Source organism: Methanoregula sp. UBA64 (assembly GCF_002502735.1).
Lineage (GTDB): Archaea > Halobacteriota > Methanomicrobia > Methanomicrobiales > Methanospirillaceae > Methanoregula.
In genome coordinates this window covers 579,526-595,739 of the sequence record NZ_DAQC01000001.1, presented here as the reverse complement: position 1 = coordinate 595,739, position 16,214 = coordinate 579,526, and the positions used below count along the sequence as shown (strand labels likewise).

The window sequence follows — 16,214 nt, the reverse complement described above, 5'->3', positions numbered from 1 at the left end:
GCAGAGAAAAAACACGGGCGGGAAAAAAGAAAAAAAGATTTGTGATTATTTCTTCGGGACCGGGTTGAACACGTTCTCGTAGATCATGTCGCTGCCGGTGTTTGCGAGACGGGCGCGTTCTGCACGCTCTTCCACGAACGCGTGGATCGGCAGTTCCATGTCCCGGCCCGGCACATGGCCGAACATCTTCTCGATCTCGACCTGCTGTGCGTGCATGAAGAGGGCGTTGGGGATCTCCGCGGGGCAGAGTTCCTGGCACTGGCCGCAGTTCACACAGGAGTCCGCAATGTGGGCAAAGCGGATGAGGTGGAACATGAAGTCCGGCGGGACTTCCCCGGATCTTACATAGACCGGGTTTTTCGTGGTGCAGTCGACACAGTAGCAGATCGGGCAGGCAGAGATACACGAGTAGCACTTGATGCAGCGGCTCGTCTCTTCCATGATCTTCTTTAACCGGTCCTTGCCCTCACCGAGGCTTGCAAAGTCCGCAGCCCGGCACTTGTCGCCGAGCTTGAACATGGCGCCTTCGACTTTTCCGCGGATCTCAAGACCCTTCGGGTTCGGAGCTTCCGTGGCGAGGATGCCTTTTTTCACTGCACCGTCAACGAGTGCCGCTCCCTTCTCGGAGCAGACTTCGACAAAGGTTGCCTTTCCGGCGCGGGGGCCGATAACACCCCAGTTACCGCAGGCGAGATCTGCCTGGCGCGGGATCTTCATCTTGCAGCGGCGGCAGTTGGGCCGGCGGCCGTAGCCGTGCTCTTCGAGTTCGTCCACGGAGATTCCCTTGTGTCCGCCTTCGTACTCGATAATGAACTGGCCCTTGTCGATCTCTTCCTTGTGGACATTGTCCGGGTCAACGCCGTACTTGTCGGCAATCATCCTGCGGGCAAGGACCGGGCTGACCGACCCACCGCAGTTGACACCGATCATGTAGATGTTGTCGAGGTTGATCTGCTTGCGCTTGGCAAGTTCGTAGAATGCCATGGCATCGCAGCCCTTGACGGTGACACCGATCTTCATGTCCTTTGCGCCGTTGAAATACTTCTTGATGAGCTTGGGCAGGAGGACGGTACCGCAGTGGAGCGACCCGGCAGTCTTTGCAAGGTCTTCGGGCTTGGTGACAAGCGTCGGCTTTGCATCGTAGAGGTCTTTTCCCTTTGCGATGACAAGGACGCCGTCGACTGCCTTTGACTCTAAGGCATATTTCCAGAGCGTAGTGACCGCGCCACCGAGCTCGGCTTTCTTCTGGATCTCTGCATCGTTGGTCCACGCGTAGAGCATATCGCCTTTCTTTGTCATGGTTAGACCCCTCCTACGATCTTCTCGATCTTGGCAGTTGCCGCACCGTGCATGCCCGGAACGGCGATAACGCCCTTCTTCATGTCGGGGATCACGCGGGCCCTGACCTGCACGGAGGCACCGGACTTTGCGGTGACCTTCACGCTCATGCCGTCAAGGATGCCGAGGGCTTTAGCGTCAGCCTTGTTGATTACGGCGGTCGGTTCGGCAAACTCGCGGAGGATCTCTGCGGTGTGCAGGGAGAGCGTGCCCATCGGCCACTGGCCCTCGACTGCGAACGGGAATTCGCCGCCGGCTGCCTCGGGAGCCTTGTAATCTACTGCGGCAAAGACACCCTTGCCGTCCTTTGTGGCAAACTTGTCGGCAAAGAGGAATGCCGTGCCGAACTTTCCACCGGCTGCCGGCCACTGGATGGCCTCGGGCTTTTCGAGGGCTGCGTAGGTGATGCCTGCATACGCGGGAACTGCCTTTGCGATCTCGGTAAAGATTGCTTCGGCGTCCTTGTACGCGAAGTCCTTCTCGTGGCCCATGGCCTTTGCAAGGTCGCAGACGATCTGCCAGTCTGCCTTGCTGCTCCCGGCCGGTTCGACTGCCTTTCTGACTTTCTGGACACGGCGTTCGCTGCTGGTCTGGGTGCCGTCGCGCTCGGCAAATGCTGCCGAGGGGAGGACGATCGATGCCTTCTCTGCGGTCTCGGTCATGAAAAGGTCCTGGACCACAAGGAAGTCAAGTTTGTCGAGGGCATCATAGACCGATGCACCGTATGCGGCGAGATTCTCGCCCATGATGTACATTGCCTTGAGCTTACCGGCTGCCGCTGCTTCGATCATGGCGGGGACGGCAAGGCCGTTTGCCTGCGGGACGCAGCCGACATCCATTGCTCCCTGGGCGTTTGCCTTTCCGCGCAGGAATGCGACACCCGAGCCTGCAACACCGGCATTGCCGGTGAGGAGCTGGAGGTTTGCACATGCACGCACCAGGTCGCCGGAGACGGCGCCTGCCGAGGTGACGACTGCTGCCGGGGCGGCTGCCGTGTAGAGCTCGGCTGCCTGCTTGACGACTGCCTCGTCAATACCGCAGGCTGCTGCGGTGGCGGCAGGGCTGCATGCTGCAACCGCTGCCTTGCACTTGTCAAAGCCGGCGGTCTTCTTTGCAATGAAATCCTTGTTCTCTTTGCCGGCCGCGATGATTGCGTTTGCAAGGCCCATCATGAAGGCGACTTCGGTGCCCGGGGTTGCCTGGACATAGAGGTCGGCGAGCCGAGCGGTCGCGTTCTTCTTTGCATCGACAACGATGATCTTCGCACCGTTCTTCTTTGCCTGGATGATTGCGCGCCCGGAAAGCGGGTTCTCTTCGAGCGGGTTAGCGCCCACGACAAGGACGACCTTTGCCTGGGTGAGGTCGGCAATGGAGTTGGTCATTGCACCGATGCCGAATGCATCGGCAAGGCCCTTGACCGCGTCGGCATTGCAGCGCCGGCCGCAGTAGTCGATGTTTGCGGTCTTGAGCACGTTTGCTGCAAAGTTCTTGAAGACAAAGTTGTCCTCGTTGCAGGTCCGTGCGGACGCAACGCAGCCGATCTCTTCGGGCTTGACGCCCTTTAACTTCGCTGCGATCTCCTTATACGCGTCTTCCCAGCTGGCCTCGACAAACTTCCCGTCTTTCTTGATGAGCGGGGTGGTGAGCCGGCCCGGGTGGTTGACGAATTCATAGGAACGGTTCCCGCGGATACAGACCTTCCCCTCGTTGACCGGGTTGCGGTGCCAGGGTGAGATCCCGACAACCTTGCCTTCTTTTACGACAAGGTTGATGCCGCAGCCGGTCCCGCAGTAGGGACAGGTGCTTGGTACATAGGTAAATTCCATGTTCTTTCCTCGATCAGAAAAAGTCTGTCCAGCATATATTTAACCCTAATCAAATGAAAGGAAAATATGATGAATATTAGTGGGTTGATGCCTGAAAAACCATTGCGGGACGGTCCGGGCCGCTTCCGCATTCTCCGTCGGTGTTCTCACCTTCTCCGGCAAGAGGCAGGACGGAGGTTTCCCGCCCCGGCGCGCACCGGCAGGGCCGGCGCCCGTGGCGGGTGTACCGTCCGGCCCGGTCCGGCTGCAGGGGGCACTAGACCGTAATGAAATCTCCCCGCATTCTCCCGATGCTCGGATCGATCGTCCAGGCCGGTCTTGCATCCGTTGACGGCGCTGCCTTTACCGAGCTTGGGGCCTGCCCGGCCTGCGGGGGCCCGGTCTCGGGCTACGATACGAAAAAGAAGATCTTTGCTCTGGTGCATGACGAGAGCGGCAGGCGCACGATCGCGGTGACGGTCAGGAGGTTTTACTGCCGGGCCTGCAACCGGATCGTGAATGCGGACGAGCCGTTCTACCCGGGGACGAGGATCGGCTCGCCCGTGATCGACCTCTGCCTCACGCTTGCAGAGACCATGCCGGCAAACCGGACCGCGGCATACCTCGATGCAATGGGCGTTCTCCTGGACCGGACCAGCTGCCGGCTTTATGTCCGGGACCAGGCGCGGCCGGTCATGAGCAGCGATCTCTTTGGGATCCGGCTGCCCCTGTCAATTGTCTCACTCTCCACCCTTGCTTCCCGGGCCGGCGAGGGCACTCCCGTCAGCGGGGCAGAAATTCTCGCTGCCTGTGGTTTCCCATCCGCAGACCGGGCAGCGCTTCACCGGGCGCCGCGAAAAGAACGGGACGAGCGGGACGCACAAAAAGAGAAAGAAGAACGGCACGTGCAGCAGCCAGAGCGCGGCGGTAACGGCAACGGATCCCGCAAGCAGGCAGATGCTTAGTTTCCAGGGTTCCGTACCGCCACCTCGCGGACTGCATACGCGGGAAGCGCATCGGCTGAGGGCCCGAGCGCTGCGTTCAGATCGGTCCCGCTGCACGCTTTTGCAAAGATCCCGGCCCCGATCCCGGCTACGATGACCCGGGACGCACCGCTCTCTTCCTGTGCGCGTGCAACTGCCGTTTGGATCATCGTGCGCTGCCGGTTCCAGAACGCGGAGGCGACCGCGAGCGCTCCCTCCTCCCCGATCTCGGAGAGGTCGGCGCAGACCACCCGGGCAAGCCGGCGCAGCGAAGCCTCACGGGTCTTCTCTTTCCCATCCGGTGCATCGCAGGTGTATTCGCCGGGAGAGATATGGCCAAGGACAAGGTGGGCATCGGCGCTCGCGGCGAAATACTCGGTGCTGACCGGTGTCGGGACGCCGTTTACGGTCACCGATGAGACAAGGGTTGCAACCGGTGTCCGGAGCATGCCGGTATAGACCAGGTACCCTTTCTGGAGACGGAGAAGATCGGTCAGGCCCAAGAGCGCAGGGAACCGGTTGAGCGGTATGATATCTGCGGTCGTGCTCCCGATATCGAGCAGGACTGCATCCGGGTACTGTTCCCGAAGGAAATCTGCGGACGCAAGCCAGTTTGCCGCGGCAAGCGCCGGCACCGGGCCGTCATGGAACCGGGCATCGGTACCGTAGAACCGGGCCGTGGGGAATACTTCCCTGACCGCACCGGCAATAAAGGAGATGCCTTCCATTTTGTCCGAAAAACAGTCGGCGAGCTCCCCGCTCATCACGACCGCAGCAGTCCCGTCTCCCTTCCCGGCATACTGCCGGAGCAGGTCCGGTATCGGGGCCCCGGTCCAGAGCGGGCAGTAGTGGATGTGAACGCCGGCCTCGTCCACGACCTTGAGGTTCGCACCGCCGACATCGATCCCGATCATGCCGGTGTGACCTTCCCGTACCGGTCGAACCGGATCCTGCCGTGGAAGTGGACCGCGGACGGCGTTGCTCCTTCCGATGCACTCACCAGCAGCGCGGCAATCTCCTCGCCCATGCAGGCCGCGATCCCGACAATGCTTGTCGTGATCCGCGGATTGACATCGAGCACGTACACTTTGTCCGCAACGATAACATCGACACCGCAGTAGCCCTGGCAGCCGAGCACGGTGGCTGCCTTCTTTGCGGTTTCCACGATCTCCTGCTCCCGGGCCGGGTGGACGGGGGTCTCGCCGCCGCGGTACGTAAACGTGCCGTCACTGTTCGCCACAACGTCCTGCCGGTTGACCGAGAGCACCAGCGGCGGGTTGCCGGAGAAGTACAGGCAGGCCTCGCCCACTACCCGGCTCAACACAAGGCTGACCGAGTAGAGCTCGCCGGTAATATATTCCTGCGCGATCTCGTCCTTTCCCGGGGCATCCGTTGTCAGCCGCACGCCGAGAGCATCGCAGCCGGTGACCGGTTTTACGATATGTTTCCCCTCTGCGGGAGCCGGTCCCGGGACGGGAATGCCGTGGGCCCGCAGGATCTTTTCCGTGGACCGTTTGTTGGCGCAGACCGCCGCATTCATGCTGCCGCACCCGAGCGAGTGGCTGTGCTGTTCTATGGGAAGAGAGAACTTTGCGAGCATGGCGTCGGGGGCGATCACAAGGCCCATGTCGCAGGCCGGGGCGAGCCGGGCGATCTCGGCAGAAAAATCACCGGGCCCCGGGAGCACGACTTCGTACCCGCACGCGGCAAAACTTTTGTTGAGAACATCGAGCATTGCCTTGCCCTCGGGCGCGAGCGCCGGGTCGCGCGAGGCAGTGTACTCGGCTAGCAGGACTTTCATTGCAGGAACTGTTTTTCCGCACGATAAGATTACCCTATCTTTTGGCGCCGGTCCGGATCGGTCAGGTATAATGCCCGGTTGCACGAAACGTATACCTGTTCTATGAAGCCCGCGATCCTCCTCACCAACGATGACGGCGTAAATTCCCTCGGTATCTGGGCGGCCTACGAGGCCCTCACCCCGATAGCGGACGTGACGGTTGTCGCCCCCGCCACCCAGCAGAGCGCGGTCGGCCGCTCGATCTCGATCTTTGAACCGATCCGGGCAAACCGGATAAAAATCAACGGTGTCCATGCATGGGCGGTGGCGGGGAAACCCACCGATGCGGTGATCATCGGCCTCTATGCGCTCAAACTCGCGCCGGCGCTTGTCGTGAGCGGGATAAACATCGGCGAGAACCTCTCGTACGAATCGGTCATGACCTCGGGCACGATGGGCGCGGCGCTCGAAGCGTCCAACCAGGGAACAAAAGGCATCGCGTTCTCGCTCCAGGTGGAGGACCAGGGGGACAAGTTCGACGATCCGGGCCAGTCTGCGCAGAGTTTTACTGAGGCAAAAAAAGTGGTGCGGGACGTGGTAAGCCGGGTGCTCGCGCAGGGTTTTTGCCCGCACGCGGATGTGATCAACGTGAATATCCCATCCGAAGTCCGGGGCGGGTACGAGGTGACAAAGCTCGCCCGCAAGCTCTTTAAGACCGGTGTGGAAAAACGGCTCGATCCCCGGGGCCGGCCGTATTTCTGGATCAACGGCCCGCTCCTTGACGATGCAGAGGACGGGACCGATGTGCATGCGGTCCGGAAAGGAAATGTCTCGGTTACTCCCATCACCCTCGACTGTACCGCATATGCTGCGGAGGACGAGGCCCGGGAGATTTTCCGGGAATAAAGCGGAACTTTTCTTTTTTCATCGTGTCTCCCGACTATCAAATACGTGCTTTTTCTAGCGGTCGATCCCATCTGTGAAAAAAATGCGATGCCTGCCGCCGCCCCGAAGGGCGCCCCGCGGCGGCTTCAATTACTAAAAAGAGATGAGGGTAATCAGCCCAGCGAGGGCCCGACGAGGCGCCCGAGCGACCCCCGCAGGGGGTGGGAAGAATCGCATTTGCAGGTATCATGAGTCCGGTAATCTGTGCTGCTGTGCCCCGCAAGAAACCAAATGAGGTGCGGAGGCATCGCAGTTCTCCTTCTTGTGCCAGGACCTGAAGATTATGCCAAAAAAAATTACCGGATAGTTCCCGGTTCCACACCACGTTTAATTATCCGGCACTCAAATCCTTTCATCAAGTATGGCAGGCACAAGCGATGCAGTTGCCGCCGCAAAACGGGCAGCAGGCTACCGGGCGGCGGAGATGGTGGAAGACGGCATGGTGATCGGCCTTGGCACCGGTTCGACCGTGTTTTATGCAATTGAAGCGCTTTCGGGAATGATCCGTGACGGGATATCGGTTACCGGTGTCCCGACTTCGTACCAGACCGCGATGAGGGCCCGGGAGTACGGGGTCCCCTTGACAACGCTCGATGACAACCCGGTCCTCGACCTTGCCATCGATGGCGCAGACCAGATCGACCCGCAGCACCGGATGATCAAGGGCCGGGGCGCTGCGCTTACCCGGGAAAAGTGCGTTGCCGCCGCAGCCTTCCGGTTCATCGTAGTGACAGACGAGGCAAAGATCGTCCCCCGCCTTGCCGGGGTCGTCCCGGTCGAGACCCTTCCGTTTGCGACAAAGACCGCCATGGCACAGCTCCGCGGGCTTGGCTGCCGGCCGTTTATCCGCGAGGCGGTAAAAAAGGACGGCCCGGTCATCACCGATAACGGGAACTTTATCGTAGACTGCCAGTTCGAGGAGATCCCCGATCCCGCGGCCCTGGAAACGGCCATTGCGCAGATCCCCGGCGTAATCGAAAGCGGGCTCTTTACCCGGTTCGCGGGAAACGCTACGATAATTGTAGGTGCGGAAAAAAAGTGTTCGGTACTGACATCAGCTGATGTAGTCCCGTAATTTCTGGATCATGGCGAGCTGGGTGGTCGCCTCTTTCTTCTTCTCCTTTTCAATGCTGTCCATGATATCGGAGATGGGTTTTGCCAGCTCGTAGATCTTTACCGGGCGGCCTTTGCTCTCGGCCTTGCTCTCGCGGCTCGAGATCCAGCCCTGGTCCATCAGGTAGCGCATTGCAATGCTGACTTCGGGCTGGCGCAGGTCGGTGCCGCGTTCGATGGCCCGTGAGGTGGCCTCAGGGATATTCGCCAAAAAAACGAGTACCTTCGCCACATTTTTCTTTGTACCGATCTCGATCAAGAGGTTGGCAAATTCTTCCTCTTTTTCGGTGAAATACATCACATTTTCCGTTCTCATGCAAACACATCCACAATATTTTTGAGAGGATTTTCTTAATCTATTATCTTTATCACGATATTTATGGGTGATTATTGACGGGCAATGACCGGTTATTTTATATATTATGATTCATTGTCCCCATGAAAATATAATTGTCATTGTAGATCGTTGTAAATTAAAAAAGAAAAACCCGGCGTACCGGATACCGTTTTGCGATAAAAAAAAGGATTACATCAGGCCGAGGCTGCGGAGATCCGAGAGGATCTTGATAACTGCCTTTTTCGCATCCTCGGGCTCCTTGCCGCCGGTAATGATCAGTTTTCCCGAACCAAAGAGCAGGACGACCACCTTCGGGTTCTCCAGGCGGTATACGAGGCCCGGGAACTGCTCGGGTTCGTACTCGATCCGTTCGAGATTGAACCCTACCGCGATCTTGTTGAGGTTGATCGCGGTCGCAAGGTCTGCGGAGGTTACGATGTTCTGGATCTTATAGGTCAGTTTCTTCGGGATATCGATGTTAAAGCTCCGAAGCTGGTTGCCAAGGATGTTTAAGCCCTTAGACAGGCTGTCGACACTCTTTGCCCCGGTAAGTACCACTTTTCCCGAGCCAAAGACAAGCGCCGCAATCTTCGGGTTCTGCATTCTCAGCACAACGCCGGGGAACCGTTTCTTGTTGTACTCCGCATCCTTGATCTTGGAGGCAAGCTCCGGGAGGTCCAGGTAGTCGGTTACCTTCGCGGAAGCCACGATATTTTCTATCTTGAGTGAATCCTCTGGATTGACTTTCATGGTTGCTGTCACCCGTGTTAGGATACCTTGATTGCCTTTTTTGGGAAGTGCTCTCCCCCTTCATCCCATTATATAAAGCATATAAAGAAAGGGAAGCACGATATAAAAACCCATCGGGTTTTTGGGGGCCGGGTTAAGGTCTCTCTTTTACCCCGTCAGGTCCGCCCGGGCAAAACTACCGGTATATGCTTGTTGCCGTTCCGGTAAAAATTCCCGGGATTTGACCTGTACCCGGGACAATAAAAAAAGATACACCGGGAAAGTTTCGGCCCGCTCATTCATCGAGCGTGGAAATATCGCCCGGGTCCATGCCCATCTCTTTTGCCTTGAGGATCCGGCGCACGATCTTGCCGCTCCGGGTCTTGGGAAGATTGTCCGCAAATTCGATCTCGGAGGGCATGGCGATCGGCCCGAGCGTGATCCGCACATGGTAGATCAGCTCGTTTTTGAGTTTCTCGCTCGGGGTATGGCCGACGCGGAGCGTGACAAACGCCTTGATCGTGTTCCCTTTTAAGGGATCGGGCTTCCCGATCACGGCCGCTTCTGCCACCGCTTTGTGCGAGACCAGGGCGCTCTCGACTTCGGCCGTACCAATGTTATGGCCCGAGACGATAATAAGGTCGTCCGATCTCCCGATCACCATGATGTAGCCGTCCTCGCTTTTGATGGCAAGGTCGCCCACCTGGTAGCAGCCGGGGATCGTCTCCCAGTACTTCCGGTACCGCTCGTCATTTTCCCAGATCGTCCGCATCATGGAGGGCCAGGGCTGGCGGATCGCTAAAAAACCGCTTTTGCCCGGCTCTACGCTCTTCCCGTCCTTGTCCACGACATCGGCGATCACGCCGGGCACGGACTTGCCCACATAGCCCGGGCGCATCGGTTCGCCAAGAACGGTTGTTACCATGTGCATGCCGGTCTCGGTCTGCCACCAGGTATCCACGATCGGGCACTTGTCCTTCCCGATCACATGGTAGAACCACTCAAAGGCCTCCGGGTTGAGCGGCTCGCCGACCGACCCGAGTACCCGCAGCGAACTGAGGTTGTACTTATTGGGCCATTCCTCCCCGAGTTTCATGAACATCCGGATTGCGGTCGGGGCGGTGTACAGGATATTGACGCCGTACTCCTCGACATATTTCCACCAGATCCCGGGGTCAGGGTAATCGGGCGTGCTCTCCGTGATAAACACCGTGGCACCGACCGAGAGCGGGCCGTACACCACGTACGTGTGGCCGGTGATCCAGCCGGGGTCGGCGGTACACCAGTACACATCGTGCTCCTTGATATCGAAGATATACTTGGTAGTATAATAGGCGCCGACCATGTAGCCCCCGCAGGTATGGACAATTCCCTTGGGTGCGCCGGTCGTACCGCTTGTATATAATATGAAAAGCGGGTCTTCCGCATCCATGACTTCGGCCGGGCAGTCGGCGCCCGAATCGTCCATTACATCGTAAAAGTCGATCTCCATCTCGCTGTGGAGCTCGACCGGGATGCGCTGCTCCCGGCGCAGGATGATCAGGTGCTCGACAGCCGGGGCATTGATGATCGCTTCCTCTATTACGTGCTTTAAGGGAATGGCCTTGCCCCGGCGAATCGCCATATCCGCCGTGATCACGATCTTTGCGCCGGCCCCGACAATCCGCTGGTTGAGCGCAGCCGCCCCGTACCCGCCAAAGACCACGGAATGGATGGCGCCGATCCGGGTACAGGCAAGCATGGCAATGATCTGTTCCGGGATCACTGGCATGTAGATGCAGACCCGGTCGCCTTTTCCCACGCCGAGTTTTTTCAAACCGTTAGCAAACCGCTGCACCTCGCGCAGGAGCTGGCGGTAGGTAAAGACCCGTTCCTCGTCCGGCCGCTCGCCTTTCCAGATCAGCGCCACCTTGTTGCGCCGTTCCCCGAGCACGTGCCGGTCCAGGCAGTTGTAGGTGATGTTGGTCTTGCCGTTGATGAACCATTTTGCGTAGGGATAATTCCACTCGCAGACCTTGTCGTAGGGGGCAAACCAGTGGAGTTTTTTCGCAATGTTGTCCCAGAATTTTTCCGGGTCGCGGGTAAACTCGTTGTACGTCCAGGTGTAATCCCCCATCCAGCTGTGCGTACGGTAGGAGGGATCCGGTGTGTAGTATTTTGGCTGCTGCACGGAATCTGCGCTCTTGTCCATAATGTGCTCCTAATGTGCTCCTAATCTACATTATCAATAATGATGAATTAAAGTTAATCTTTGTGGTCAGATTAACCAAAATCGGCCAATTAGAGCCCCGTTTACCCTTTGTCGCGCATTGCTTTCATTTCAGTACATTTAAATGAGGCATCGCCAAATTTCTAATTATATCATATGAACCCGGCATGCACCAGTGTCCCACACCATTTACGGGCTGGCTTTTCCTGCATGCCCCGCTCCCGATCTGTGTCTAGAGCAGACAAGGCGGACAAATCCTTTTGGTATTCCATGAAACGAGGTGAACAGTTTGACCCAGAAGATGCTCTCTGAAGCGGAAGGATATGACTTATTACGGAAATACGAGATCCCGGTCCCCGAGTACCAGATTGTCAAAAACGGCGAGGACGCGGCAACCGCAGCCGAGAAGATGGGATGCCCGGTCGTCATGAAGATCATCTCGCCCCAGATCGTCCACAAGAGCGACGCGGGCGGCGTGATGGTCGGTATCGGGAGCAAGAAGGCAGCCCTCGGTGCATTCACGAAAATTATCGATAACGCCAAAGCCTACAATGCCGAAGCGCAGATCGAAGGGATCATGGTCGAGCAGCAGGCCGAACCCGGCCTCGAGCTGATCATCGGCGGAAGGACCGACCCGGCATTTGGCAAGGTCATCACCTTTGGCATGGGCGGGACCATGGTGGAGCTCATGAAGGATATCACGCTCCGCATCCTGCCGGTCAGCGACGAGGAGATCCGGCAGATGATCCACGAGATCAATGCCTACCCGCTCATCGCAGGCTACCGCGGATCAAAGCCCCGGGACGAAGAAGCCCTTGTCAAAATTATCGCCAATGTCTGCCGGTTTTTCGAAGAGAACGAGAGGGTTATCGAGTTCGATATCAACCCGTTACGGCTGTACGAGTCCGGTGCCTGTGCGGTCGATGCCCGCGTGATCGTTGCCGATCATGTACACAAGGCGGAGAGAAAGGAACACCCGCCGGTACCGCTCGAATTTTTCACCCCCCGCTCGATTGCCGTCATCGGTGCATCGCAGGACTCCTCGAAGATGGGGTACGCGGTCATGCACAACCTGCTCCATTTCCCGGGGCAGCTCTACCCGGTCAACAACAAGCGCCCGGAGATCCAGGGGCTCAAGGCCTACCCCACCATCTCGGCAATCCCGGCGCCGGTCGATATGGCCGTCATCACGGTCCCGGCCGTCAATGTCCCGTCCGTTGTTGAGGAATGCGGGGCAAAGGGCGTCTCCATGGTCGTCATCATCACGGCCGGCTTTAAGGAGATGGGCCCTGAGGGCAAGGCACTCGAAGATCGCGTGGTGCAGATCGCAAGAGGCCACGGGATCCGGATTATCGGCCCGAACTGCCTCGGCCTGATCGTCCCGCCCCGCGGCATCGATACCACCTATGTGCACCAGTCGCCAAAGCCGGGCAACATCGCGTTCCTCTCCCAGAGCGGGGCCATCATCAACACGGTCGTTGACTGGAGTCTTGCGCAGAACATCGGGTTCTCGAACGTTATCTCGGTAGGCAACCAGTGCGACCTCGACTTCATCGATTACCTGCGCTACGTGGAGAAAGACCCGAAGACGAAAGCCATCATCATGTACATCGAGCAGATCAGCGATGGCAAGAAGTTCATGGAGGTAGTATCCGAGGTTGCGCAGTCAAAGCCGGTCATTGCGATCAAGTCCGGTTCTTCCCGCCGCGGTTCGGCCGCAGCATCCTCGCACACCGGCTCGCTCTCGGGCTCGTACGAAGTATACATGGAAGCGTTCAGGAAGTCCGGGGTCATTGCGGTACACACGCTGACCGGTGCGTTCCTTGCGGCACGGATGCTCGCCCACCCGAAGAGGTACCCCCGCGGCAAGCGTGCGGTCGTTATCACGAATGCCGGCGGTTTTGCCGTGCTCTCCTCCGATTATGCAGAGCGGTACGGTATCGAGCTTATCGATCTCCCGAAGGATGTTGTCGAGGAACTCAACGAGTTCCTGCCCGAGTTCTGGAACAAGGGTAACCCCATCGACCTTTTAGGCGATGCAACCGAGAAGCGCTTTGAGAAAACCTTCGATGTCCTTACCCGGCACGGCGATCTCTGGGACATGGCCTTTATCGTGGACTTCCCGAACCTCGTGCTGACATCGGAACAGCTGGCCCGCCAGATTCTCAAGTTCTCCGAGAAGACCCAGAACCGGGTGATCGTCACCATGCTCGGCGGCGATTCGCTCAATATTGGCCGGGAGATGTTAAAGGAACACGATATCCCGAGTTTCGACGAGTTGGACTTCACCTACCGTGTCATGGGCCGCGTGCTCTGGCAGAAGTTCCGGGTCAAGGCTCCCGGCCTGCTCTAAAATTTTCTTTTCTCTTTTCGATCTTTTTTATAATGCTCAAGTAACCGGTCCGGAGATCTTTTGTAATCCTCACCAACCGATCCGGAGATTTTCCGGAATCCTCAGCTCGCGGCCTGGCAATTTTTTGTAATCTTCACCAACCGATCCGGAGATTTTCCGGAATCCTCAGCACGCGAGCCAGAGATTTTTTGTAATCTCCACCAACCGATCCGAAGATTTTCCGGAATCCTCAGCTCGCGACCCGGCAATTTTTTATAATCATCAGCAACCGTTCCGAACTTTTTTGCTGCACGGGCTTTCGATCCAGCCGGGCTCCGTCAGAGAACCGGTCGATTATGGGAGGGTCGGGCCTATGGCAGGACCGGGCGGGACCGATCTTTTTTTTTTAAAACCTCAGCAACAGGATCGGACATTTTTTGTAATCTTCACCAACCGATCCGAAGATTTTCCGGAATCCTTAGCTCGCGACTCAACCATTTTTTGTAATCCTCACCAACGGGCTCGGACATTTTTTGTAATCCTCAGCAACCGATCCGAAGATTTTTCGGAATCCTCATCTCATGAGCCGGACATTTTTTTAAATCACCAGCAGCCCGTCCGGATTTTTTTCCTGGAAGTATCAGCCCGCGGCCCGGCAATTTTAAAAAATATTTCAGCGGACCGGCCTCCCGGACCGTAAAAACGGATCCTGCAAAGGGGGCTGCTACCGGAAAATACGCCCGTAATGCCGTCCGATTCCCCGGAATATGCCGTGGCTGCAAATATTGCCCGGATTGCAAAAATACGCCCAAAACGAGCTCCATATAATGCCCGTAATCGGCCCGTAAACGCATTCCGGCAGCCCCTTTTTCCGGTATCTGTCCGAATGCCTGCCGGCCCAGAGATCGGCCCGGGAATCGCGTTTACGTGAACGTTTTATTTTGTCCGATTGCCAAAATACGCCTTTAAACGGGTTATCCTGAAAAGGAGCCCGATACGGGCTCCGATTGGATCCCGAAACAGGCAATCCGGGCTCAATACGGGCCCGGATAAGGGCAGGCCGGATCCTGGTATGGCCGGGGATCGGCTCCCTGATGTCGGAGGTACATGCGATAACGTACAGGATGAAATACGGTTCAAACGCCGGCAGAAGCCTTTCTGCTTTTTTTAAAATCCCGGTTCCTTAAAAACGGGAGAACAAGAAAAAAAGCTTAAACATAATTCATCAAGACCGTTTGAACGACCCCGTCATTGAAGTTCGCCGTAACCACAACCAGATCTTTTCCCGCGGTTGGTTTGATCTGATCCAGGAAGGTATCCTGCCATTTCTGGGGATGTGAAATAACCTGATAGGAATACTGCCCTGCGGAGTTCAGCATTTCAACTTTGAATGAGGAGATCTCCAGATTGGGGTTATCGTTACGGGTGTAATAGAAGAACACCTGGTTGTATTTCCGCTTGTCTGCCGTAACCGCAACAACTCTCGCCCCGGGATGGAGCACAATCGGGCCGAGTTCCTGAACCAAAGATGGCTTAATGGGTGTACTTGTCGGGGTTATCGTTATCTCTTTAACACTCCAGGGTGTTGTCGTCACGACCGGTATTTGCGTGGGGTCTATCGGCGAGGCAGTTGTTACAATCCCGGAGAAATCCTTCAGCTCCCCAAAACCCAGATCCAACACCGGGGGATGCATCGCAAGATATATCATAAATATGAGGAGGGCGGCACCTCCAAGAAAGGCGATTATACCAGTATCCGTTGGTTTATTTTTAGGTCGCTCCAGCCAGGATCGTTTATCCGGGGGCAGCCTGCTCTGATCAGGATCCATGAGCACGATTCAAAGATACGGCCGGTTCTATTTTACATATTTTTAACCTTTCTGTTTTATCAACACTTTAAAATAAACTTTCTCCATTCCAAGTTCCGCAACGTGATGGGGAGAGAGTCCCCTTCGTTCGGGACTTAAAAGTGTCCATCCTGCTACCGTGGCTTTGGGTTTACGATCGGGGTAGATTAATTGTACAAAATCCGGTATTTTTTTTGTAACGATACCTGCTGAAAAGGGAAGTAAGAGGATCCGGTAAAACTGGTTTTTACCATGCCGGATTTTTAGTTCTCTGGATTCGTTGTAAAAGTTAAAAAAAAGAGCAGATATCGTATTTGAAAAATATATCCGGCCCTTAATCGTACTGCCGCCAGGTGTGGCCGCACTCGGTGCAGCGGAAGAACCGCACTTCGCTCTCATCGGCAGCCCGGAGCTGGCGGAGCCACCAGAACGCGAGGTTGTTATCGCACTTGGGGCACTTGATCTGGATCGTGGGCATTGTTTTGATATTAGTATCTTCATCGTCCACGATGGTGATATCGTTTTCCGTGCGCTTCTTCTCGCGCGTCATGTGCTCACTTGACTCGATCTTCCTGATATACCCGCACTTGCGACACTTGAGCTGGCCGCCAGACGAGATCAGCATAGTCTTACATTCCGGGCAAAACATCGGATAACAGTATTGGTCATGCTACAAGATTAACCTGATTATCTGGCAAAACCGGACTCTCCTCACCGGTTTTTGTTTTCGCAGCCCGGACCCAACCGGGGCCCGGCCGGGTTTTGGGCATAAGAATCCTTTTTTTTACTTAAGCGT

Annotated in this window: 13 protein-coding genes; 4 read left to right on the top strand and 9 right to left on the bottom strand. The window is 56.9% G+C overall.

What is annotated here, in order from left to right; all coding sequences use genetic code 11:
* Positions 1–45 precede the first annotated feature (45 nt).
* Positions 46–1,299 carry a Coenzyme F420 hydrogenase/dehydrogenase, beta subunit C-terminal domain gene (locus BP758_RS02895; protein ID WP_292368523.1) on the bottom strand — a complete coding sequence of 418 codons (1,254 nt, stop codon included), beginning with the start codon at positions 1,297–1,299 and terminating at the stop codon, positions 46–48.
* 2 nt (positions 1,300–1,301) lie between these two features.
* The gene (locus BP758_RS02890; RefSeq protein ID WP_292368521.1) at positions 1,302–3,164 is read right to left on the bottom strand and encodes a molybdopterin oxidoreductase family protein; all 1,863 of its coding nucleotides are present in this window, start codon (positions 3,162–3,164) and stop codon (positions 1,302–1,304) included.
* Between the two features lie 266 nt (positions 3,165–3,430).
* On the opposite strand from BP758_RS02890, the gene BP758_RS02885 reads away from it, so the two are divergent.
* Positions 3,431–4,108: a hypothetical protein gene (locus BP758_RS02885; protein ID WP_292368519.1), complete on the top strand. Its 678-nt coding sequence runs from the start codon at positions 3,431–3,433 to the stop codon at positions 4,106–4,108.
* On the opposite strand, the gene BP758_RS02880 is transcribed toward BP758_RS02885, so the two are convergent.
* Positions 4,105–5,040 carry a hydantoinase/oxoprolinase family protein gene (locus BP758_RS02880; RefSeq protein WP_292368517.1) on the bottom strand — a complete coding sequence of 312 codons (936 nt, stop codon included), beginning with the start codon at positions 5,038–5,040 and terminating at the stop codon, positions 4,105–4,107. The two genes, BP758_RS02885 and BP758_RS02880, sit on opposite strands and share 4 nt — an antisense overlap.
* A complete protein-coding gene (locus BP758_RS02875; protein WP_292368514.1) occupies positions 5,037–5,927 on the bottom strand; it encodes an ATP-grasp domain-containing protein in 891 nt (296 codons plus the stop codon). Before BP758_RS02875 ends, BP758_RS02880 begins: the two co-directional genes overlap by 4 nt.
* 102 nt (positions 5,928–6,029) lie before the next feature.
* Between BP758_RS02875 and surE the strand changes: the two genes are divergently transcribed.
* Positions 6,030–6,812 (top strand): 5'/3'-nucleotidase SurE, encoded by a 783-nt coding sequence (gene surE / locus BP758_RS02870; protein ID WP_292368512.1) that lies wholly within the window; start codon positions 6,030–6,032, stop codon positions 6,810–6,812.
* 400 nt (positions 6,813–7,212) lie between these two features.
* Positions 7,213–7,926, top strand: coding sequence for a ribose-5-phosphate isomerase RpiA (gene rpiA / locus BP758_RS02865; protein WP_292368511.1), 714 nt, complete (start codon positions 7,213–7,215; stop codon positions 7,924–7,926).
* Here the strand turns inward: rpiA and BP758_RS02860 are convergent.
* The 3 genes from BP758_RS02860 to acs all read right to left on the bottom strand — a co-directional run bounded on the left by BP758_RS02860 (position 7,906) and on the right by acs (position 11,221).
* Positions 7,906–8,280, bottom strand: coding sequence for an ArsR family transcriptional regulator (locus BP758_RS02860; protein WP_292368509.1), 375 nt, complete (start codon positions 8,278–8,280; stop codon positions 7,906–7,908). The two genes, rpiA and BP758_RS02860, sit on opposite strands and share 21 nt — an antisense overlap.
* 210 nt (positions 8,281–8,490) lie before the next feature.
* Complete coding sequence (locus tag BP758_RS02855) at positions 8,491–9,051, bottom strand: TATA-box-binding protein (RefSeq protein ID WP_292368507.1); 561 nt, start codon at positions 9,049–9,051, stop codon at positions 8,491–8,493.
* A gap of 274 nt (positions 9,052–9,325) precedes the next feature.
* Positions 9,326–11,221, bottom strand: a complete 1,896-nt coding sequence (gene acs, locus BP758_RS02850) for an acetate--CoA ligase (RefSeq protein WP_292368505.1) — start codon at positions 11,219–11,221, stop codon at positions 9,326–9,328.
* Between the two features lie 307 nt (positions 11,222–11,528).
* On the opposite strand from acs, the gene BP758_RS02845 reads away from it, so the two are divergent.
* Entirely contained in the window at positions 11,529–13,592 is a 2,064-nt protein-coding gene (locus tag BP758_RS02845) for an acetate--CoA ligase family protein (protein ID WP_292368503.1), read from the top strand.
* Positions 13,593–14,782: 1,190 nt separating this feature from the next.
* On the opposite strand, the gene BP758_RS02840 is transcribed toward BP758_RS02845, so the two are convergent.
* Complete coding sequence (locus BP758_RS02840; protein WP_292368501.1) at positions 14,783–15,400, bottom strand: hypothetical protein; 618 nt, start codon at positions 15,398–15,400, stop codon at positions 14,783–14,785.
* A gap of 352 nt (positions 15,401–15,752) precedes the next feature.
* Positions 15,753–16,067, bottom strand: a complete 315-nt coding sequence (locus tag BP758_RS02835) for a transcription factor S (RefSeq protein ID WP_292368500.1) — start codon at positions 16,065–16,067, stop codon at positions 15,753–15,755.
* Positions 16,068–16,214: the final 147 nt, after the last annotated feature.